At 63.9% G+C, this 21,006-nt stretch carries 22 protein-coding genes; 17 read left to right on the top strand and 5 right to left on the bottom strand.

The window, feature by feature from the left end:
• The first annotated feature begins 7 nt into the window (after nt 1-7).
• Nucleotides 8-451, top strand: a complete 444-nt coding sequence (locus IE126_RS02285) for a TrgA family protein (protein WP_054301851.1) — start codon at nt 8-10, stop codon at nt 449-451.
• The gene (locus IE126_RS02280) at nt 451-1,554 is read left to right on the top strand and encodes an NUDIX domain-containing protein (protein ID WP_268245789.1); all 1,104 of its coding nucleotides are present in this window, start codon (nt 451-453) and stop codon (nt 1,552-1,554) included. Before IE126_RS02285 ends, IE126_RS02280 begins: the two co-directional genes overlap by 1 nt.
• A 12-nt stretch (nt 1,555-1,566) precedes the next feature.
• Here IE126_RS02280 and IE126_RS02275 read toward each other — a convergent pair whose 3' ends face one another.
• Nucleotides 1,567-2,523 carry a LysR family transcriptional regulator gene (locus IE126_RS02275; protein ID WP_189380069.1) on the bottom strand — a complete coding sequence of 319 codons (957 nt, stop codon included), beginning with the start codon at nt 2,521-2,523 and terminating at the stop codon, nt 1,567-1,569.
• Nucleotides 2,524-2,620: 97 nt separating this feature from the next.
• On the opposite strand from IE126_RS02275, the gene IE126_RS02270 reads away from it, so the two are divergent.
• The 5 genes from IE126_RS02270 to IE126_RS02250 all read left to right on the top strand — a co-directional run bounded on the left by IE126_RS02270 (nt 2,621) and on the right by IE126_RS02250 (nt 7,954).
• Nucleotides 2,621-3,952 carry an aminotransferase family protein gene (locus IE126_RS02270; protein ID WP_189380068.1) on the top strand — a complete coding sequence of 444 codons (1,332 nt, stop codon included), beginning with the start codon at nt 2,621-2,623 and terminating at the stop codon, nt 3,950-3,952.
• Complete coding sequence (locus tag IE126_RS02265; RefSeq protein WP_189380067.1) at nt 3,949-4,866, top strand: BKACE family enzyme; 918 nt, start codon at nt 3,949-3,951, stop codon at nt 4,864-4,866. Before IE126_RS02270 ends, IE126_RS02265 begins: the two co-directional genes overlap by 4 nt.
• Nucleotides 4,863-5,300 (top strand): GNAT family N-acetyltransferase, encoded by a 438-nt coding sequence (locus IE126_RS02260; RefSeq protein WP_189380066.1) that lies wholly within the window; start codon nt 4,863-4,865, stop codon nt 5,298-5,300. Before IE126_RS02265 ends, IE126_RS02260 begins: the two co-directional genes overlap by 4 nt.
• Nucleotides 5,297-6,310: a histone deacetylase family protein gene (locus IE126_RS02255; RefSeq protein ID WP_108128321.1), complete on the top strand. Its 1,014-nt coding sequence runs from the start codon at nt 5,297-5,299 to the stop codon at nt 6,308-6,310. Before IE126_RS02260 ends, IE126_RS02255 begins: the two co-directional genes overlap by 4 nt.
• 300 nt (nt 6,311-6,610) lie before the next feature.
• Nucleotides 6,611-7,954, top strand: coding sequence for an NAD(P)-binding domain-containing protein (locus IE126_RS02250; protein ID WP_189380065.1), 1,344 nt, complete (start codon nt 6,611-6,613; stop codon nt 7,952-7,954).
• Nucleotides 7,955-8,247: 293 nt separating this feature from the next.
• Here IE126_RS02250 and glnT read toward each other — a convergent pair whose 3' ends face one another.
• From glnT to IE126_RS02230, 4 genes are read right to left on the bottom strand one after another with little or no spacing between them, the layout of a single operon-like run.
• Nucleotides 8,248-9,555, bottom strand: coding sequence for a type III glutamate--ammonia ligase (gene glnT, locus IE126_RS02245; protein ID WP_054301068.1), 1,308 nt, complete (start codon nt 9,553-9,555; stop codon nt 8,248-8,250).
• 30 nt (nt 9,556-9,585) lie between these two features.
• A complete protein-coding gene (locus IE126_RS02240) occupies nt 9,586-10,914 on the bottom strand; it encodes an FMN-binding glutamate synthase family protein (RefSeq protein ID WP_054301002.1) in 1,329 nt (442 codons plus the stop codon).
• A gap of 9 nt (nt 10,915-10,923) precedes the next feature.
• On the bottom strand, nt 10,924-11,613 hold the full coding sequence (locus tag IE126_RS02235) for a GltB/FmdC/FwdC-like GXGXG domain-containing protein (protein ID WP_108128322.1): 690 nt from the start codon (nt 11,611-11,613) through the stop codon (nt 10,924-10,926).
• Between the two features lie 2 nt (nt 11,614-11,615).
• Nucleotides 11,616-12,512 (bottom strand): class II glutamine amidotransferase, encoded by an 897-nt coding sequence (locus IE126_RS02230; protein ID WP_054301004.1) that lies wholly within the window; start codon nt 12,510-12,512, stop codon nt 11,616-11,618.
• Nucleotides 12,513-12,812: 300 nt separating this feature from the next.
• On the opposite strand from IE126_RS02230, the gene IE126_RS02225 reads away from it, so the two are divergent.
• The 10 genes from IE126_RS02225 to IE126_RS02180 all read left to right on the top strand — a co-directional run bounded on the left by IE126_RS02225 (nt 12,813) and on the right by IE126_RS02180 (nt 21,002).
• Nucleotides 12,813-13,103: a hypothetical protein gene (locus IE126_RS02225; RefSeq protein ID WP_082400635.1), complete on the top strand. Its 291-nt coding sequence runs from the start codon at nt 12,813-12,815 to the stop codon at nt 13,101-13,103.
• A 3-nt stretch (nt 13,104-13,106) separates the two neighbouring features.
• On the top strand, nt 13,107-13,484 hold the full coding sequence (locus IE126_RS02220) for a hypothetical protein (protein ID WP_054301006.1): 378 nt from the start codon (nt 13,107-13,109) through the stop codon (nt 13,482-13,484).
• A 3-nt stretch (nt 13,485-13,487) separates the two neighbouring features.
• Nucleotides 13,488-13,658, top strand: coding sequence for a hypothetical protein (locus tag IE126_RS02215; protein WP_170120537.1), 171 nt, complete (start codon nt 13,488-13,490; stop codon nt 13,656-13,658).
• A gap of 1 nt (nt 13,659) precedes the next feature.
• A complete protein-coding gene (locus IE126_RS02210) occupies nt 13,660-15,054 on the top strand; it encodes an APC family permease (protein WP_054301007.1) in 1,395 nt (464 codons plus the stop codon).
• Complete coding sequence (locus IE126_RS02205) at nt 15,054-15,731, top strand: hypothetical protein (RefSeq protein ID WP_189380064.1); 678 nt, start codon at nt 15,054-15,056, stop codon at nt 15,729-15,731. Before IE126_RS02210 ends, IE126_RS02205 begins: the two co-directional genes overlap by 1 nt.
• Complete coding sequence (locus IE126_RS02200) at nt 15,722-16,039, top strand: hypothetical protein (RefSeq protein WP_108128324.1); 318 nt, start codon at nt 15,722-15,724, stop codon at nt 16,037-16,039. The genes IE126_RS02205 and IE126_RS02200 overlap by 10 nt, the downstream gene beginning before the upstream one ends.
• A 279-nt stretch (nt 16,040-16,318) precedes the next feature.
• Nucleotides 16,319-18,001 (top strand): APC family permease, encoded by a 1,683-nt coding sequence (locus tag IE126_RS02195; RefSeq protein ID WP_054301010.1) that lies wholly within the window; start codon nt 16,319-16,321, stop codon nt 17,999-18,001.
• Between the two features lie 185 nt (nt 18,002-18,186).
• Nucleotides 18,187-19,326 (top strand): aminomethyltransferase family protein, encoded by a 1,140-nt coding sequence (locus IE126_RS02190; protein WP_054301011.1) that lies wholly within the window; start codon nt 18,187-18,189, stop codon nt 19,324-19,326.
• Nucleotides 19,327-19,431: 105 nt separating this feature from the next.
• Nucleotides 19,432-20,040, top strand: a complete 609-nt coding sequence (locus tag IE126_RS02185) for a dimethylamine monooxygenase subunit DmmA family protein (RefSeq protein ID WP_189380063.1) — start codon at nt 19,432-19,434, stop codon at nt 20,038-20,040.
• On the top strand, nt 20,037-21,002 hold the full coding sequence (locus tag IE126_RS02180) for a PDR/VanB family oxidoreductase (RefSeq protein ID WP_054301013.1): 966 nt from the start codon (nt 20,037-20,039) through the stop codon (nt 21,000-21,002). The genes IE126_RS02185 and IE126_RS02180 overlap by 4 nt, the downstream gene beginning before the upstream one ends.
• Nucleotides 21,003-21,006: the final 4 nt, after the last annotated feature.

Genomic DNA, 21,006 nt, shown 5'->3' with positions numbered 1-21,006 from the left:
GGGACAGATGCCGACGGCAGGCAAGCTTCTGGGCGCGATATTCTTTGCGGCGCTGGCCTATCTGACGGCCGAACTGTTCAAACCCTCGGTGCCAGAAGGCACCTCTTTCGGTAATTTCAGCCTGTATGTCGCGGCAATCGGGCTTGGCAGTGGCTGGTTTGTTATGGGGCCGCGCGCGCCGGAGGGGGGCATGGCACAGGCGATCAGCGCGGGTTTGCAGGCGGCGCTGACGACGGCTTTCTTTGCGCTGCTGGGCTTCGGCATCTACCTCATGCTCGGCAAGGCGCTGCGCAAGATGTACAAGGGCCCCTTCGAGGCGATTACCGGCGTGTTCGAACTGATGGTGGAAAACCTGTTTCTGGTGCTGACGTCGCCGCAGGTCATGGCGGCCCTGTTGGTGGGTGGCCCGCTGTGCGGCATTGCAGTGCATAAGCTGGTACGGCGGCGCTGATGGATTTGTTCTTTTACGGCACGCTGTGCCACCCGCCACTGCTGGAGGCGGTTCTGGGCCGCGCTGTGGTTACTGAACCTGCCACCCTGCCGGGGTATGAGGTGCTCTGGTCCGCCGAGGGGGCGTGGCCGGTGATCCGGCGCGGCGCAGGCGCGGCGCAGGGGCGGCTGATGCGCAATGCCACGGCCGAAGATGTGGCGCGGCTGGATTTCTACGAAGGCGGCTTCGGCTATCGCACCGCTGCGCTGCCGGTCGCGGCGGCGGGGGCCTCGACCGCGCTGGTCTATCTGCCACCCGATGCGGCGCCCGTGGCGGGGCCGTGGTCGCTGGCGGACTGGGTGCGCGACTGGGGCGCGGTGGCGGTGGTGACCGCGCGTGACGTGATGGCGCTGATGGGCCAGCGCGAGGCGGCCGAGGTGGTGCGGCGTTACCGGCTGATGCTGGTGCGGGGCGCCAGCCGGTTGCGGGCCGTCGAGGCGCCGCCGGTCACGCGGCGGCATCGGGCGACGGCGGGCGATGTGGTGGTTGACCGCTTTCGCCAGCCCTATGCCAATTTCTTCGCCATCGAAGAATACGACCTGCGTTATCGCCGCTTTGACGGTCGCATGAGTGAACAGATCAACCGCGCGGTCTTTGTCTCGGGCGATGCGGTGACTGTGCTGCCCTATGATCCCGTGCGCGACCGGGTGCTGCTGATCGAACAGTTCCGCGCCGGTCCCTACGGGCGAGGCGATCCGCAGCCCTGGCTGCTGGAGGCCATCGCGGGACGCATCGACCCGGACGAGACGCCGGAACAGGCCGCCCGGCGTGAGGCGGTGGAGGAAGCGGGCCTGCAACTGGGCGCGCTCGAGAAAGTGGGCGCCTATTACCCTTCGCCGGGGGCAAAAAGCGAATACCTCTATTCCTATGTTGCGCTTTGCGATCTGCCCGACGGGGTGGAGGGCGTGTTTGGCGTCGAGGGCGAGGCGGAAGATATCCGCGGGCATCTGGTCAGCTTCAAGGAATTCATGGCGCTGGTCACCTCGGGTGAGGTGGACAACGGGCCGCTGCTGGTGACGGCGCTTTGGTTGCAGCGCGAAAGGGCGCGGCTGCGCGGGGCTTAGCCCGGTGGCGGATCAGGGGCCGTAGATGCGCTGCTCGGGCGGGGTTTCCGCCAGAAGTGTATCGAGGATGGCCAGAAACGCCGCCTCGGCCCGGTTCCGTCGTGCGCGCGGGTTGCGGGCCAGATAGACGTCGATGGCGGGCGGATCGTCCTGCGGCGGCAGGCGCCACAGGCGCCCGGCGCGCAGATCCTCCTCCACCACATGCAACGGCAAAGGCCCGATCCCGAGGCCCGCAAGGATCATCCGCCGCACCTCCTCCAGATGGGTGGACTGGCCGACCGGGCCGGAAAGCCCGGCCCGCTGGCGCAGTTCAGTCACGGCGGCCAGCGCATCGCCCATGCGATCGGTCTGGAAACTGACGGCGGTGTGGCCCGCGAGGTCCGCCAGTGTCAGGCCGGACCGGGCATAAAGCGGGTGCGGCGGGCCGCAGAACAGACCGAAGAACTCGCGATAGAACACTTCGGTTTGCAGGTCGCTGCGCGGTTCGGTCATCAGACAGATGGCAAGGCTGGCCTGGCCCTCGGCCAGTCGTGTCAGCGCCTCGCGTGAGGGCAGGATGTCGATGGACAGCGTGGCCTTGGGGTGAGCCGCGTGAAACCGGCGCAAAGCCGCGTCCAGCAGGGGCGAGACAACATGCGAGGCCAGTGCTAGCGTGACCTCGCCCGCCACTGCGCCCGAGGCTTCTGCCATCGCCTCGGCCCCGCGCAGGATGGCGGCGCGCACGGCCTGCGCCTCGGCCAGCAGGGCCATGCCCTCGGGCGTCAGGGTGAAACTGCCCGCGCTGCGGTCGATCAGCCGGTGGCCGGTGCGTTCCTCCAGCCGTTTCAGCGCCTGGCTGACCGAGGGTTGCTTCAGCCCCAGCCTTTCGCCCGCCCGCGTTACCGACCCGGCCTCTGCCAGCGCGAGAAAGACCCGCAGCAGGTTCCAATCGAGGTCACGGGCGAGCTTTTCGGCGGGGCTGAGGCGCATGTCATTCACTGTATCAATGATGCGGATTAAAACAATCCATTTGGAGAATGCGGTGCCATGCGCCATCCTCAGGGTGAACCTCGCCCGGAGACTGATGATGAGCCACCTGTTCTACCTTTCCACTGCTGCGCGGCCCGTGCTGGACCGTGCCGAAGGGATCTACATGTGGGATACTTCGGGGCGGCGGTTCATCGACGGGTCGTCGGGCGCGATGGTCAGCAATATCGGCCATTCCAACCCTGCCGTGCTGGCTGCGATGCGGGCGCAGATGGACAAATCCACCTTCGGCTACCGGCTGCATTTCGAAACCGAACCGGGTGAGCAACTGGCCGCAAAGGTTGCCGCGCTCAGCCCGGAGGGGATGGAGAAGGTATTCTTCGTCTCCGGCGGGTCGGAGGCTGTGGAAAGCGCGATGAAGCTCGCCCGGCAATATGCGGTGGTCACCGGGCAGGCAAGCCGGTGGAAAGTGATCTCGCGTTTCCCGTCCTATCACGGATCGACGCTGGGGGCGCTGTCGGTGACGGGTTACGATCCGCTGACCGATCCTTTCCGCCCGATGATGGTGGAGATGCCGAAGATCCCCGCGCCGCGCGCCTATCTTGACGGTCTGGACATGGATAACCCCGCCACCGGCGCGCATTACGCGGCGATGCTGGAGGACCGCATTCTGTCCGAGGGGCCAGAGACAGTGCTGGCCTTCATCCACGAACCCGTCGGCGGCGCCTCGACCGGGGCGCTGGTGCCGCCCGCGGGCTATATGCAGGCGGTGCGCGCGATCTGCGACAAATACGGCGTGCTGCTGATCCATGACGAGGTGATGAGCGGCGGCGGCCGCGTCGGCACCTTCCTTGGCGGCGACCTTTGGGGCGTGGCCCCGGATATCATTGCGATTTCAAAGGGTTTCGGTGCGGGCTATGCGCCGCTTGGTGCCATGATCGCGCAGGATCGCATCGTGCAGGCGGTGCAGGATGCGGGCGGTTTCCTGCACGGCCATACCTATGCCGGCAATCCGCTGGCCTGCACGGCGGGCCTTGCCGTGCTGACCGAGATTGAGCGGCAGGATATGATGGGCAACGCGCGCAAGGTGGGGGCTGTTCTGAAACAACGCCTGAAGAACCTGATGCAACGCTATGGCTTCATTGGTGATGTGCGGGGTGAGGGCCTGTTGCTGGCCTTCGAGTTTGTTGCCGGTCGCGAAACAATGGCGCCACTGCCGCGCGAAATGAAGGCCTTCGATGATCTGGTCGAACGTGCCTATGCCGAGGGGCTGATCATCTATTCCCGCCGCACGCGCGGTGGTTATGAGGGTGACCATTTCCTCGTTTGCCCGCCGATGATCACGACCGAGGCACAGGTGGACGAGATCATGGAGAAACTGACCCGTGCGCTGGATGGGTTCGCGGATGCTCATGCGGGAGCATTGGCATGAAGATCATCATCTCCTGCGCTATCACCGGCTCGATCCACACACCCAGCATGTCGCCCTATCTGCCGTTCCGGGCCGAGGATATTGCGGCGGAGGCAATCGGCGCGGCCAAGGCGGGTGCTGCGATCCTGCACCTGCACGCCCGCGACCCCGAGACGGGCCGCCCCTCTGCCTCCCCGGCGCATTGGAAGGGATTTCTGCCTGCGATTTCAAGTTCCTGCGATGCGGTCCTCAACATGACCACCGGCGGATCGGCGGTGATGACGCTGGATCAGCGGCTGGAGGCGCCGCTGACTTTTGCACCGGAGATGTGCAGCCTTAACATGGGGTCGATGAATTTCGCGCTCTATCCCATGGCTGCGAAACCCCGCGACTGGCGGTTCGACTGGGAAGAGCCGTTCCTGCGCGACTCCGACGATCTGGTGTTCAAGAATACCCCGCGCGACATCGCAGGCGTCTTGCAGCGCATGGGCACCGAACGCGGCGCAAGGTTCGAGTTTGAATGCTATGACGTAAGCCACCTTCACATGCTGCGCCACTTCGTTGACCGCGGGCTGGTTGACGGGCCGATCTTCCTGCAATTTGTCATGGGCGTTCTGGGTGGTATCGCGGCAGAACCGGAGCATCTGATCCACCTGCACCAGACAGCGCAGAAACTGTTTCCGAAGTTCGAATGGTCGGTGCTGGCGGCGGGACGGCGGCAGATGGAATTCGCCGCTATCGCGGCGGCGATGGGCGGGCATGTCCGCGTCGGGTTGGAGGACAACCTTTACCTCTCGAAAGGCGTACTGGCGAAATCCAACGCCGAACAGGTTGAAAAGGTGCGCGGCATTGTCGAGGCGCTGGGCCGCAGTCCCGCCACGCCCGACGAGGCGCGCGCACTGCTGGGCCTGAAGGGACGGCAGGTCTACGCATGATCCGCGCCGCGACGGTTGAAGATGCCGCAAGGGTCATGGCGGGTCTGCAAGCTCTGGCCGCCGACATGGGTGATCCGTTCCGCACGACCGGGGCGCAGGTGGCTGCCGCCCTTGCCAGCGGTGCGATCCGTGCCGAGCTGGCCGATCACGGCCTAGCGCTCTGGTCGCCGTTCCTTTCCACCACGCGGGGGCGGATCGGGGCCTATGTCTCAGACCTCTGGGTCGGGGCAGAGGCGCGCGGGCAGGGGCTGGGCCGCCAGTTGCTTGCCGCCGTTCGTAACCGGGCCGAGGCAGAATTCGGGGCCAGCTTCCTGCGCCTTGCCGTCTATGACGATAATCCGCGTGCGCGGGTCTTCTATGACCGGCTGGGGTTCACCCCGAAAGCCGATGAAATCTGGCTGACGCTGGAAGGCGCGGCCCTGGAGGCAGTATGAAAGCGTTTCTCGATGACCGGCAGGCCGGGCATGACCCGCAGATGTTCATGGCAAACGGCACGCGCCTGCCGAACCCGGAAAAGCCCGAACGCATCGCAGTGCTGAAAGCCGGGGCCGAAGCGGCAGGCGCCCGCTTCGCGCCACCGCGCGATTTCGGCATGGGGCCGCTGGCGGCGGTGCATACGGCCGAATACCTCGCCTTCCTGCAAACCATCCACCCGCGCTGGAAACGGATCGAGGGTGCGGCGGACGAGGTCATTCCGAATATCCACCCTGACCGCCGCAGCGCCAATTATCCGAAATCCGCCGTGGGGCAAGCTGGATGGCATCAGGCCGATACCGCCTGTCCCATCGCCGCTGGCACATGGGAGGCGGCCTATTGGTCGGCCCAGACCGCGCTGAGCGGTGCTGAATCCGTGCTCGCAGGTGAAACCACCTATGCGCTCTGCCGCCCGCCGGGGCATCACGCCTTTGCCGATCTGGCGGGCGGCTTTTGTTTCCTCAACAATTCCGGCATTGCCGCTGAATGGCTGCTGCGCAAGGGCCTGCGCCCGGCGATCCTTGATGTTGACGTGCACCACGGCAATGGCACCCAGGGCATGTTCTATCACCGCCGCGACGTGCTGACCGTCAGCCTGCACGCCGACCCTGACCGCTTCTATCCGTTCTTCTGGGGCGCCGCGCAGGAACGCGGCGAAGGCGAGGGGCTGGGCTACAATCTCAACCTTCCGCTTCCGCGCGGCACGGGCGACGCCGATTACCGCGCGGCTCTTGCCACGGCGCTGGCCCGCATCCACGCTTTCGGCGCGGATGTCATCGTTATTGCCCTGGGCCTCGACGGCCATGAGGATGACCCTTTTCAGGGCCTGAAGATCACCACCGAAGGCTTCACCCGCATCGCGGCCGACATCGCCGCCACCGGCCTGCGCCTCCTCGTGGTGCAGGAAGGCGGCTACCTGCAACCGAAGCTGGGCGCCAATCTGACCGCCTTCCTCAAGGGCCTTGCCTGAGCTCTCATCCTGGCGAAAATGTCTCGGGTGTGAGCCTCGCAGGCGGGAGGGGACGGGCAGTCCCCCTGGGCATATTGACACGGTCGTCGGTGCCAGATCCGCGGCAGCCGGCACGAGGGGGCTCGATGCCCCCGAGGGCCGGGCCCCTTGCCGGCAGCGGTCAAATATTGCCGAAAACTTGGGCGATGCGACAGATTTGAATTTCCTGACAGGAAGAATATTTGACACATAGGGCAGAATCTCTTTAGCTATCAGGCAACGAGGGCCAGAGCGGCCCCGCGCACCAGCAAGGAGAGCCATATGTCCAAACGTGTCGCCGTGATCGGAGCCGGGCCTTCGGGTCTTGCCATGCTCCGCGCCTTCCAGTCCGCCAAGGCCAAAGGAGCGGATATCCCCGAAGTCGTCTGTTTCGAGAAGCAGGGCAACTGGGGCGGGCTGTGGAACTACACCTGGCGCACGGGACTTGATGAGCATGGCGAGCCGGTGCATTGCTCGATGTATCGCTACCTCTGGTCGAACGGCCCGAAAGAGGGTCTCGAATTCGCCGACTATTCCTTTGAGGAACATTTCGGCAAGCAGATCGCCAGCTATCCGCCGCGCGCCGTGCTGTTCGACTATATCGAGGGCCGGGTGAAGAAGGCTGGCGTGCGCGACTGGATCCGCTTCAACACCACGATCCGCATGGTGCGCTATGACGAGGCGAAGGGCACCTTCACCGTCACCGCGCATGATCTGGAAAACGACCGGATGTATGACGAGGAATTCGACAATGTGGTCGTGGCCTCAGGCCATTTCTCGGTGCCGAATGTGCCGGAATATCCGGGGTTCGACAAGTTCAACGGCCGCGTTCTGCATGCCCATGACTTCCGCGACGCGCGCGAATTCGCGGGCAAGGATCTTCTGCTGCTGGGGTCGAGCTATTCGGCCGAGGATATCGGTTCGCAATGCTGGAAATATGGTGCGAAGTCGATCACGGTCGCCTATCGCAACGCGCCGATGGGCTTCAAATGGCCCGAAAACTGGAAGGAAGTGCCGAAGCTGGAGCGGGTGGATGAAACCACCGCCTATTTCGCCGATGGCACATCCAGGAAGGTCGATGCGATCATCCTCTGCACCGGCTACAAGCACCACTTCCCGTTCCTGCCGGATGACCCGCGCCTGAAAACCGCGAACCGGCTGGCGGCGGCTGACCTCTACAAGGGCGTGGTCTGGGTGAACAATCCGAAGATGTTCTACGTCGGCATGCAGGACCAGTGGTTCACCTTCAATATGTTCGACGCCCAGGCCTGGTGGGTGCGCGATGCCATCATGGGCCGCATCGCCGTGCCGACCGACAAGGCCACGATGCTGAAGGATGTCGAGGCGCGCGTGGCCGGCGAGGATGCCGGTCAGGATGCGCATGACGCGATCCATTATCAGGGCGATTACGTCAAGGAACTGATCGCCGAGACCGATTACCCGTCCTTTGATGTGGACGGCGCCTGCGAGGCCTTCTTCGAGTGGAAGGACCACAAGAAGGAAGACATCATGGGCTTCCGCAATCACGCCTATCGCTCGGTCATCACCGGCTCCATGGCGCCTGTCCACCATACGCCCTGGAAGGATGCACTGGAGGACAGCATGGAAAGTTATCTGCGGAACTGAACCCCCTTTCACCCGCAGAACTGGACCCCGGAGGCAGCTCCGGGGTTTTCTTTTGCGCTGTCCTGAAGCCGGGTGCCGGCCCACGGGGCATCGAGCCCCGTGGGCCGGCATTGCCATGGCCTGCGGATCCGGCGGTGCGGTGATCCGGCCGGTGTGGTGGTGGGGAGGGAGGCGTCTTGAGTATTTGGGCAAGAAGCAAGGGGCAGGGTCGTCTGGTGGGGCGTTTGGCTGGGCTGTGGAAATGACTGCGGCCCCGGCAGGGTGCCGGGGCCGGAGACAGGTTTTGCGCGGGATCAGACGTCCAGCGTGTTCTCGTGTTCCCAGCGCGAGAAATGAGAGACGAAGCTGTTCCATTCCTGCTGCTTCAGCTTCAGATAGGCGGAAGAAAACTCCTCGCCCATCATCGATTTCAGCGTCTTGTCCTTATCATATTCGCGCAGCGCATCGAGCAGGTTCAGCGGCAGTTTCGGCGCGCCTTTCACGGTATGGCCCTGCTGATACATGTCGATGTCGTAGCGACGCCCCGGATCGGCATTGGTGCGTACACCGTCCAGACCGGCGGCAAGGATGATCGCCTGCATCAGATAGGGGTTGGCGGCGCCATCGGGCAGGCGCAGCTCGAACCGGCCGGGGCCGGGGACACGCACCATATGGGTGCGGTTGTTGCCGGTCCAGGTGACGGTGTTTGGCGCCCAGGTCGCGCCCGAGGAGGTGCGCGGCGCGTTGATGCGTTTGTAGCTGTTCACCGTCGGGTTGCAGATCGCGGCCAGCGCCGAGGCGTGCTTCATGATGCCGCCGAGGAAGTGGCGGCCCTGATCGCTGAGGCCCAGTTCCTTGCTGTTATCAGCGAAGGCGTTCTTCTTGCCGTCGAGGCTCCAGACCGAGATATGGGCATGGCAGCCCGAGCCGGTCAGGCCCTTGAAGGGTTTCGGCATGAAGGTGGCGCGCAGACCGTGCTTTTCGGCCACCGATTTCAGCATGAACTTGAAGAAGCTGTGCTTGTCGGCGGTGGCGAGCACGTCATCGTATTTCCAGTTCATCTCGAACTGGCCGATCGCATCCTCGTGGTCGTTCTGGTAGGCTTCCCAGCCGAGTTCCAGCATGTAGTCGCAGACTTCGGCGATCACATCGTAGCGGCGCATGACCGCCTGCTGGTCGTAGCAGGGCTTTTCCGCGGTATCCCACGGGTCCGAGATCTGGTCGCCTTCCGGGGTCAGCAGGAAGAACTCCGGCTCGACCCCGGTCTTGACGCGCAGGCCTTCCTTGGCGGCCTCGTCGACCAGACGGCGCAGCACGTTGCGCGGGGCCTGGGCAAGCGGCTTGCCTTCCATCACGCAATTGGCGGGAACCCAGGCGACTTCGCGCCGCCAGGGCAACTGGATGACCGCCTCGGGGTCGGGGACCGCCATCATGTCGGGATGGGCGGGGGTCAGGTCCAGCCAAGTGGCGAAGCCGGCAAAGCCGGCTCCGTCTTCAGCCATGTCATTGATCGCCTGCGCCGGAACGAGCTTGGCCCGTTGCCCTCCGAAGAGGTCGGTGTAGGAGATCATGAAATACTTGACGCCCTTGTCCTTTGCCCATTTGGCAAGGTCTTTCACCATCATTTAACTCCCTGTTCTATCTTTTTATTCTCAGAAGCCGCCGTTGCGGCCGGGGATCCAGCTGGTCCCCGCCAGCGGCACGCCTGCCATGGCGGCGGATTCGATCGTCAGTGCACAGAGATCCTCGGGTTCGAGGTTGTGCAGATGGTTCTTGCCGCAGGCGCGGGCGATGGTCTGGGCTTCCAGTGTCATCACCTTGAGATAGTTCTTAAGCCGGCGCCCCCCGAGGATCGGGTCGAACCGCTTGAAGAGGTCCGGGTCCTGGGTGGTGATCCCGGCGGGGTCCTTGCCCTCGTGCCAGTCGTCATAGGCACCGGCGGTGGTGCCGAGCTTCTGGTACTCGGCCTCCAGCGCCGGGTCGTTGTCGCCCAGGGCCACAAGGGCCGCGGTGCCGATGGCGACGGCATCAGCGCCCAGCGCCATGGCCTTGGCCACATCGGCGCCGGTGCGGATGCCGCCGGAGACGATGAGCTGCACCTTGCGGTGCATACCGAGGTCTTGCAGGGCCTTCACCGCCTGCGGGATGCAGGCGAGGATCGGCATGCCGACGTTTTCGATGAACACGTCCTGCGTGGCGGCGGTGCCGCCCTGCATGCCGTCCAGCACCACGACATCGGCCCCGGCCTTCACGGCCAGCGCGGTGTCATAATAGGGGCGGGCGCCGCCGACCTTCACATAGATCGGTTTCTCCCATTCGGTGATCTCGCGGATTTCAAGGATCTTGATCTCCAGATCATCCGGCCCGGTCCAGTCGGGGTGGCGGCAGGCCGAGCGCTGGTCGATGCCCTTGGGCAGGTTGCGCATCATGGCCACGCGGTCGGAGATTTTCTGGCCCAGCAGCATGCCGCCGCCGCCGGGCTTCGCGCCCTGACCCACCACGACCTCGATCGCATCGGCGCGGCGCAGGTCGTCAGGGTTCATGCCATAGCGCGAGGGCAGGTATTGATAAACCAGCGTTTTCGAATGCCCGCGCTCTTCCTCCGTCATGCCACCGTCGCCGGTGGTGGTCGAGGTGCCGGCCTCGCTGGCGCCACGGCCAAGCGCCTCTTTCGCCGGACCCGACAGGGCGCCGAAGCTCATGCCCGCAATGGTGATCGGGATGTCGAGGTGGATCGGCTTCTTGGCGAAACGGGTGCCGAGCCAGATGTCGGTGGCGCATTTCTCGCGGTAGCCTTCCAGCGGATAGCGCGAGATCGAAGCGCCGAGGAACAGCAGGTCGTCGAAATGCGGCAGGCGCCGTTTGGAGCCGCCGCCCCGGATGTCATAGATGCCGGTGGCCGCGGCGCGGCGGATTTCGGCGTTCACATCGTTGGAGAAGGTCCAGCTCTGCTTGGGCGGGGTATGCGGAAAATCGGTCATTCTGGCGCCTCAGTAGGCCGACGCATTGTCGACGTTGAAATTGTAGAGCTTGCGGGCAGAGCCGTAGCGCTTGAACTCTTCGGGCTTGGCCAGGTGATCGGCCTCGCCGCGCTTCAGCAGGTCGGCCAGAAGCTCCAGATGTTCGGGGCGCATCTCTTTCTCGATGCAGTCGGCGCCCAGTGATTTCACACTGCCGCGCACGAAAAGACGGGCCTCGTAGAGCGAGTCTCCCAGCGCGTCCCCGGCATCGCCCAGCACGACCAGATTGCCCGATTGCGCCATGAAGCAGGACATGTGGCCGATGTTGCCATGCACCACGATGTCGATGCCTTTCATCGAGATGCCGCAGCGCGAGGCCGCATTGCCCTTGATGACCAGCAGGCCGCCGCGGCCGGTGGCACCGGCATATTGCGAGGCGTCGCCATCCACGATGACGGTGCCCGACATCATGTTTTCGGCAACGCCGGGGCCGACAGAGCCCTTCACCCGCACGGTCGCCTGCTTGTTCATACCGGCACAGTAATAGCCGGTCGAACCTTTCACCGTCACGTCGATGGGGGCATCCAGCCCCACCGCGATGGCATGTGAACCCTTGGGGTTCACGATTTCCCAGGCGGTCTGGTTGGTGGTGCCGTTCAGGCCGTGAAGCGTCTGGTTCAGCGCGCGCAGGCCCTGCGCGGCGAGGTCGAATGTCTGCATGTTCAGCGTTCCCAGAAGTAGACGGTGGCGGGCTCCGGTTCCCAGACACGGGCATTGTCGATGCCCGGCAGGTTGACCAGCGCGCGATATTCGGAACCGAAAGCGACATACTGATCGGTTTCGGCCATGACGGCGGGCTTGCAGGCAATCGGGTCGCGCACGACGCCGAAACCGTCCTTGGTGCCCACGACGAAGGTGAAGAAGCCGTCCAGATCGTCGAGACCCGATTCCAGCGCCTGACCGAGGTTCTGGCCTTCCTTCAGCTTGTGGCTGACATAGGCGGCGGCGACTTCGGTGTCGTTCTGCGTCTCGAAGGTCATGCCCTGGCGGATCAGCTCGCGGCGCAGGCCGTTGTGGTTGGACAGCGAGCCATTGTGCACGAGGCACTGGTCAGACCCGGTCGAGAACGGGTGCGCGCCCATGGTGGTCACGGCCGATTCGGTGGCCATGCGGGTGTGCCCGATGCCATGGGTGCCCTGCATGTGGGCCACGTCGAAGCGGGCGGCCACATCCTTGGGCAGGCCGACTTCCTTGTAGATTTCAATGCCTTCACCGGCGCTCATCACCTTCACGTTCGGGGCGATGTCGCGGATTGCATGGCGCGCCGCTTCCAGCCGGTCGGAAGGCAGATCCAGCACCGCATGGGTGTCTTTCTGCGCAAGCCGGACATGGCTTCCGATGGCCTTGCCCAGCTTGTCGGCCAGATCCGCGAAATCGCGGTCGGGATCGGCCGATTGCACGGTGAGTTTGGCATGGCCATCCTTCCCGCGCGAATAGATCGCGATGCCGGCGCTGTCAGGCCCGCGATCCGTCATGGTGATGAGCATATCCGTCAGGAGTTCGCCAAGCCGGGGCTCCAGCTTGGGGTCCTTCAGGAACAGTCCGACAATACCGCACATGGTGTCGACTCCTTGATGGGCGAATTTCCATCACGCTAGCACCGGATTTTTCACCTTTCAACTGGTAAGAAACAAATTTTCATCCGGGGGAATGAAGGGCGGAAATGGCAAGATTGTCGTCGCATTCACCGCCCTGAAATCCAGTGATTGATCAATTTTTGGGCGTTGTTCGCATCTGTCGATGGTTTTCTTGACAGAATGTCGCAGGGAGTGTTTCCTCGTGGAAAAAATAATTGCCGGACAGAAAAGCTCGCCCCGCGCGACCGGCGCTTGAAAGGGGAAAAACAGGGAGGAATTGACGTGTCTGATCTGACGAGACGGATCGAGACCATGCACCGTCGCGACGTGATGGTTGCTTGGGCTTTCGTTCTGGGACTTTGGTTCTCCATCATCTTTGTGGCGCTGGCCACCTGGGCGCTGGCCCCCACGGGCGGTGCGCGTATCACTCTTCTGATCGGCGGTGCCATCGTGCTGCTGTTCAATACCGCTGCCATCCTCGCCATGCTGCGCCATTACCGCGAGGACCGCGATTTCATGTACGGGCTGGACATCAAGTTCCTTGATGCCGCCCGCGATGCGAAGGGGCGTTAAGACATGGCGCGTTATACCCCCCCGACGCAGGGCAAGCTTGGCCAGATCATCGACGTGATCGTGCTGCTGATTATGGCCATCGGTGCGCTTTACATCCCGCTGTGGATGGGGCTGGCCGGATCTGCCGTGACCTCGACGGCAGTCGAGAATCCGACCTGGGAAAGCCTTGGCCAGAACGAGACCATGGTGGCGCAGTGGGAAAAGCTCGGCTTCGCCGATGCTGCCTCTGCCGCCGAGATGATCACCGCGCGATTCGACTACAGCTTCTCCGTCGGGGCGCTGCTGGCGATGATCGTGGTCATCGTGGGCTATTACGCGATCCTGCTGCGGTTTTCCGAAAAGGAATACCGCGAGGTGATCGCCGAGAAGTTCGAGGAATAAGCGATGGATCTTTGGGACGTTCTTGAACTTGCAGCCTGGGGCGCCTCGGCGCTGTTCGGGCTGTTCATCGTGATCGACTGGATCAGGACCGACAGCACCTATTCGGAAGACATGCTGACTTCCTCCCGCGAAGGCGAGCTGGAGGCCATGACCGAAGAAAGCCACCGGGGGTAAAATGGCACAGACGGATACAACCGAACACGTTGGCCTTGCCCGGGTGCTGGGTCCGGCCCATGTCTGGGCGCTGGGGGTCGGCATCGTTCTCGTCGGCGAATACATGGGCTGGAACTTTGCCGTCGGCAAAGGCGGGGCCTATGCGGCGCTGATGGCCTGCTGGTTCGCGGGCATTCTTTATACCTGTGTCGCCATGATCGATTCGGAGGTGACATCGACCGTCGCCGCCGCCGGCGGGCAGTATACTCAGGCGAAACACATCGTCGGGCCGCTGATGGCCTTCAACGTCGGCCTTTACCTCGTCTTCGCCTATACGATGCTGGAAGCCGCGAATGCAATCACGGTGGGTTTCCTCGTCGATACCGTCGCCACGATGAGCGGGCACGAGGGCGGGCTGGACCAGCGGCCCTTCATCATTCTCGCGATCATGTTCCTTGCATGGCTGAACTATCGCGGCGTGCTGGCGACGCTGACCTTCAACCTTGTCATCACCGCCATCGCCTTCACCGCCATCATCATCCTGTTCCTCAGCACCTCGGGCATTCTGGGTGTGGGCGAGATGAATCACGCGGCGCTGATGTCGGGGCAGGCGGCCATGCCCTATGGCTGGCTTGGCGTGCTGGCGGCGATGCACTTCGGCCTGTGGTATTACCTCGGGATCGAGGGCACCACCCAGGCCGCCGAGGAAGTGCGCAGCCCCGCGCGTGCGCTGCCCTTCGGCACGCTGGCGGGGGTGATGACGCTGGCCATCGCCGCCACGCTGACATGGTATGTCTGCGCGGGTCTGATGCCCTGGGAGTATCTTGGCCAGTCGGGCGTGCCGCTGTTCGACGCGGCGCGACTGTCGGGGTCGACCTTCCTGATGGTGCTTCTGGGAATCGGCACGCTGTTTGCCACGCTGGCCTCGGCCAACGGCTGCATCAATGATGCCAGCCGCGCATGGTTCGCCATGGGGCGCGACAAGTATCTGCCGGGCTGGTTCGGCGCGGTGCATCCGAAATACCGCACGCCCTATCGCGCGATCATCTTCCTTGTGCCCATCGCGCTGATCTTCGCGCTGGGGGCACCGCTGGATCAGGTGATCACCTTCTCGATCCTGTCGGGGCTGCTGGAATACACCTTCATGCCGCTGAACATCATCCTGTTCCGCCGCAAATGGCCGCTCGACACCATCAAGCGGGGCTATGAACATCCGTTCCACCCGCTGCCTGCCATGGTGCTGCTGGGGCTTTGCGGTCTGGCCTTCTTCGCGGTGTTCCTTGGCTATGGTACGCAGCTGGTGGCGATGATCGTGTTCTATATCGTCGTGTCGCTGTGGTTCCACTTCTGGCGCTACCGCTTCGTCAACCGGGGGGCGCAGTTCACCATGCCCTGGCCGAAGCCGCGGGGGTACTGATGGCGCTGGGACTTCTGGTTCTGGCACTGGGCGGGGGGCTGGTCTGGCTGGCCCTCCGTCTGCGCGCCGCCGCCCCTGACCGCGCAGCCACGCGGGCAAGGTATTTCGATGCCGTCCTGCCGGGGCTTGAGGGCGCGCGGCGGGGCAGGGCACCCACCGGCTTTCCCCGTGTGGCGGGCCGGATGGGCGGGCTTGAGCTGGACCTGCAAGTCGTGCCCGACAGCCTGACCTTCCGCAAACTGCCCGCGCTGTGGCTTCTGGTTACCGCGCTGGAGCCGCTGCCGCTGTCGCAGCGCATCCATCTGATGACCCGTCCGCGCGGGGTGGAGCCTTTCTCCAACATCGCGCGCCTTCCGGTGCAGACGGCTCTGCCGCCCGGATTTCCGGCCGATGCCATGCTGAAAAGCGAGGCACCGCTGACCGCGGACGAGGCCGCCCTGCTGCGACTGCATCTCGACCTGTTCGATGATCCGCGTGTGAAGGAACTGGTTCTCGCGCCGGAGGGGCTGCGGATCGTCTGGTTGGCTGACGAGGCGGAGCGTGGGCGCTATCTGCTGTTCCGCGAGGCTGAACTGGGGCAGGAGCCGCTGGCGCCGCACGCCCTCTCGCCCCTTGTGGCGCGGCTGCGGGCAATCCGGGCCGATATCCTGCGCGAAGGGATGCGGAAATGCGCCTGACCCCGCCGCCGCCCGATCCGCGCAAGGTGCTGGCCGCCGCCATCATGCTTCCGGGCGCGGGGCAGGTCTGGAACGGCGAGCCGCAGCGCGGGCTGATCTTTCTGTTCTTCATCTTTCTTCTGGGCGGTTTCACGGCCTTCACCGCCGGACCCGACATCTCCTTTGTCGGCCGTTTTGCTGGCGGGTTTTTCGTCTGGGCCATGGCGATCATGGATGCCTATCGCCGCGCGCGGATTCGATTCGAGATCTGGCGCCATGCCAACCGGCAGGCTACCGCCGCGCGCGCAGGTGCCGAAACCGCATCATAGGACAATCCCGCTGCCGTTTTTTCGGGCGTGCCATTGCTGCGCGCCTCACGCGCTTGGCGAGTCGAAGAAAAAAATTTTCATCTAAAGCAAAAAACGCTTTGTGCGGCGGTCGGGGTGCGACAATCTGTGCAAACCGCGCGGCCGGGCAGGGAGCTGCCCGCCGGATCGGACGAAAGTCGATACCGCCCCGCACCGGGGCGGCTGCTTACAGGAACCGGCCGAAGGATCGCACGCAAGATGCGAGGCGCCGGGGCGAAACAGGGAACAGGGAGTATTCTCATGGCTCAGGAGAAAGGCTCGGGCGAACTCGTTCGGGCACTTGACTGGAAAGGCGCCTTCTGGGTGGCGGCAGGTGTGCCGCCGCTGGTGCTGTTTTCCATCGGCGGGATTGCAGGCGTGGCCGGTAAGGCGGCTTTCGTCGTCTGGATGATCTCGATGGTGATGGGCTTTCTGCAAAGCTTCACCTACGCGGAAATGGCCGGCATGTTCGGCAACAAATCGGGCGGGGCCTCCGTCTATGGGGCAACGGCCTGGCTGCGCTATTCCAAGCTGATTGCGCCCTTGTCGGTGTGGTGCAACTGGTTTGCATGGTCGCCGGTGCTGTCGCTGGGCTGTGCCATCGCGGCAGGCTACATCCTCAACGCGCTGTTCCCCATTCCCGCGGCAGACAGCCAAGTCGTGCTGGACTGGATGGCCGCGAATGCGGGCAAGACGGCGGAGGATGCGGTTGCCGCACTGACGCCTGCGCTCCGCAACTGGGAAGCCTTCAGCATCGGCATTCCGGGGCTGGGCAATCTGCACTTCAACTCGACCTTCGTGATCGGTGTGATCCTCATGCTGATCATCTTCGCGATCCAGCACAAGGGCATCGCCTCGACTGCGAAATCGCAGAAGGTGATGGCGCTGATCGTGCTGATCCCGCTTCTGCTGGTGGGCCTTGTGCCGATCCTGACCGGCGCGATCGACAGCATGAACGTCACCAACATCGTGCCGCCGACCGCCGCCTATTCGGGCGAGGATGGCGCCTGGGATATCGGTGGCTGGACGCTGTTCCTGGGGGCCATGTATATCGCCGCCTGGTCGACCTACGGCTTTGAAACCGCCGTCTGCTACACGGCCGAGTTCAAGGACCCGAGGACCGATACCTTCCGCGCGATCTTCTATTCCGGTCTGCTGTGCATCGTGTTCTTCTTCATGATCCCCTTCGCCTTCCAGGGCGTCCTGGGCACCAGTGGCATGCTGGCACCGGGGATCGTGGATGGCACCGGCATCGGCGAGGCGCTGGGGGGCATGGTCGGCGGGGGCCGCGTGGTGACGCAGATCTTCGTGATCCTGATGATCCTCGCGCTGTTCCTGGCCATCATGACCGCCATGGCGGGGTCTTCGCGGACGCTTTATCAGGGCTCGCGCGATGGCTGGCTGCCGCGCTATCTGGGGCATGTGAACGAGCACGGCGCGCCGACCAGCGCGATGTGGACCGACCTTGGCTTCAACGTCTTCCTTCTGGCGCTGGCCTCGGATGCGACGGGCTATTTCTACGTCCTCGCCATCTCGAACGTGGGCTACATCACCTTCAACTTCCTGAACCTGAACGCGGGCTGGATTCACCGGATCGACTCGGGTCACATGGAACGCCCGTGGAAGGCGCCGACCCTGCTGATCGGGGTGAACACCTGCCTTGCCTTCGTGAACGCGCTGTTCCTTGGGGCCGGGGCAAAGGTCTGGGGCTACTCCAATGCCCTGATCTCGGGTGCCATCTTCGCGGCGCTGATTCTGCCGGTGTTCTGGTTCCGCCATTACGTTCAGGACGGCGGCAAGTTCCCGAAGGAAGCCTACGAGGATCTGGGTCTGGCCGAGGGCGAACTGGGCGAACGCAAGGCGGGGATACTGCCCTATGTCGCCCTGATCGCCGGGGTCTGCGTGGTGCTGTGGGCCAACTGGTTCTTCCAGCTGCCTGAATAAGCGGCAGGCATGTCTGCGGGAAGGCGGGGCGGTTGCCCCGCCTTTTCCATTTCCGACCTGTTCAGGGGCAGCCGACAGGAAAATTACCTAACAGGAAAGTTTTTTGCACAAGATTGTTGATTTTGGGGGCGAGTCGGTTTCAACTGTTGCCAACCATCAAGAACAGGCTCTGACAGGAGGACTGCATGACCAATTCGTGGCGTTTCTCGACGCTCGCCGACCGGCACCGCGCGCTCGGCTCCAACCTTGAAGACTGGAGCGGGATGGGCACCGCCTGGTCCTATGAAAAAGGCGACCCGGATGCCGAATACATGGCCATCCGCACCAAGGCCGGACTCATGGATGTGTCGGGCCTGAAGAAGGTCCATATCACCGGCTCGGCAGCCAGCCATGTGATCGAACGCGCGACCACCCGGAACGTCGAAAAGATCATGCCCGGCCGGTCCGTCTATGCGACCATGCTGAACGACGGCGGCAAGTTCGTCGACGACTGCGTGATCTACCGCACCGGCCCGAATGCCTTCATGGTGGTGCATGGCTCCGGTCAGGGGCATGAACAGCTGACCATGGCCGCCACCGGCCGCGATGTCGCGATCCGCTTTGATGACAACCTGCACGACCTGTCGCTGCAGGGCCCGCTGGCGGTGGACTATCTGGAAAAGCATGTGCCGGGTATTCGCCAGCTTGGCTACTTCAGCCATATGCAGACCTCGCTGTTCGGCAAGCCCGCGATGATCTCGCGCACCGGCTACACCGGCGAGCGCGGGTATGAGCTGTTCGTGCGCGGGCAGGATGCGCCGATGGTCTGGGATCGCATTCTGGAAGAAGGCGCCGACATGGGGATCATCCCCTGCCGGTTCACCACGCTGGATATGCTGCGGACCGAAAGCTACCTGCTGTTCTTCCCCTATGACAATTCCGAGATGTATCCGTTCGACGACCAGCCGGGCGGTGATACACTGTGGGAACTGGGGCTGGACTTCACCGTCTCGCCGGGCAAGCAGGGCTTCCGGGGGGCGGAAGAACATTACCGCCTGAAGGGCAAGGAGCGCTTCAAGATCTGGGGTCTGAAGCTGGAAGGCAAGAACGTCCCCGGCAATGGTGCGCCGGTCTATCGTGGCAGCCAGAAGGTTGGTGTCGTGACGCAGGCGATGTATTCGCCGCTGAACGACTGGACGGTGGCCATCGCCCGTCTGCCGGTCGATTGCGCCAATGAAGGGACGAAGCTGACCGTCAACTGCGCCACCCATGGCGAGATCGGGGCGACGACCCATTCGATGCCGTTCTTCGATCCCGACAAGAAGCGCCGCACCGCGAAGGGCTGAACCCCGGTATCCCCCCGGCTCCTCCGGCGTCAGGCGCGAACGGCGCCGGCGGAGCCTCCGGCGGGGATATTTGGCCCAAGGTAAAAGCAGCAGGTGAAGACACACATGAGCAAGACCGATTTCGGACCTTCGATCAAGTCACGCCCCGTCTATGGCGTGCTGTCGCCGCGTCCCGGCTCCAGCCATCTGATCGTGGCGGACGGCGAGGGCGGTGCGGCGGTGGAGGCGCTGTTCGCGCAGGCGCCCGAGATGAAAGCGAAAGCGCATCTGATCTATATTCCCGGCGCCAATGGCACCGACATGAGCACGGTGATGGCCGCCCTGGGCGCCGGACAGTATAACCGCGCGCCGACCTATGCCTCGGTCCGGTCCCGCATCGTCAAGGTGCTGGGCGACGGCCATATGGGCCTGCAGGTCTATGCGACCGGCACCGAAAGCCTGATGGGGCAGGTGCAGCGCGACGCGATGGAGGCCGGGCTGCCACATGACGCGGTGCAGACCGAACATCGCGGCTCGCTGGCGCGGCGGGTGCAATGCGTGCATTGCAAGGGCATCACCGAGAATGTGACGACCGATCCCTTCGTCTGTTCGCATTGCGGGCTGAACCTTTTCGTGCGCGACCATTACTCGCGCCGTCTGGCCGCCTTTCAGGGCGTGAACATCGACGCGGAAGACCCCGGTGAGGTTCCGCCTGCCGAGGAGCGTTTCAAATGAGTGTGGGGGCAGCGAAAATTCCGGTCGTCGTGACCGAGGTGGTCGAGGTCAACAGCCTGATCAAACGCTTCCGCTTCGTGCGCGAGGACGGCGGGCAGATGCCCGGCTTTTCCGGCGGCGCGCATACGGTGGTGGAAATGGATGATGCCGGAACCCGGCGTCTGAACCCCTATTCGCTGATGTCCGATCCGGGCGACCGTTCGGGCTATGAAATCTCGGTCCGGCGCGACGATACGGGGCGGGGCGGTTCGGCCTATATGCACCGCGAGGTGCGGCCGGGGATGAAGATGCTGATTTCCCCGCCGGTGAACCTGTTCGGGCTGGACCTGCGGGCGAAGAAACATCTGATGATCGCGGGCGGTATCGGTATCACGCCTTTTCTTGCGCAGATGGCGCAGCTTGATGCGATGGGCGCGCGGTTCGAACTGCATTACGCCGCCCGCGACCGCGAGCTGGGCGCCTATATGCCGGAGCTTTCGGCGCGCTATGGCGACCGGGTGCACCGCTATTATGATGCCGAGGGGCAGGCGATTGACCTGACCACATTGCTGGCCGGGCAGCCGCTGGGCACGCATCTTTACGTCTGCGGCCCGAAGGGCATGATCGGCTGGGTTCTGAAAACCGCCGCCGATCTGGGCTGGCCTGCCGGGGCGGTGCATTCCGAGGAATTCCTCGCCCCGCCCGTCGGCGTGCCTTTCACCGTGGAACTGGCGGTCAGCGGCAAGACCATCACCGTCGGCGCCGCGCAATCGCTGCTGGAAGCCATCGAGGCGGCCGGGGTCGATGCACCCTATCTGTGCCGGGGCGGGGCCTGTGGCCAGTGTGAAACCCATGTCATCGCCTGCGAGGGCGAGATCGAGCACAACGACCATTGGCTGACCGATGACCAGAAGGCGGGCTGCCGCCATATCATGCCCTGCGTCTCGCGCTTCAAAGGCGCGAAGCTTGTGCTGGAACGCTAGGAGA

Source organism: Gemmobacter nanjingensis (assembly GCF_014652195.1).
GTDB classification, from domain to species: Bacteria; Pseudomonadota; Alphaproteobacteria; order Rhodobacterales; family Rhodobacteraceae; genus Gemmobacter; species Gemmobacter caeni.
Note: the sequence above shows the minus strand (reverse complement) of the source record. Positions and strands in the feature narration are given on the sequence as shown.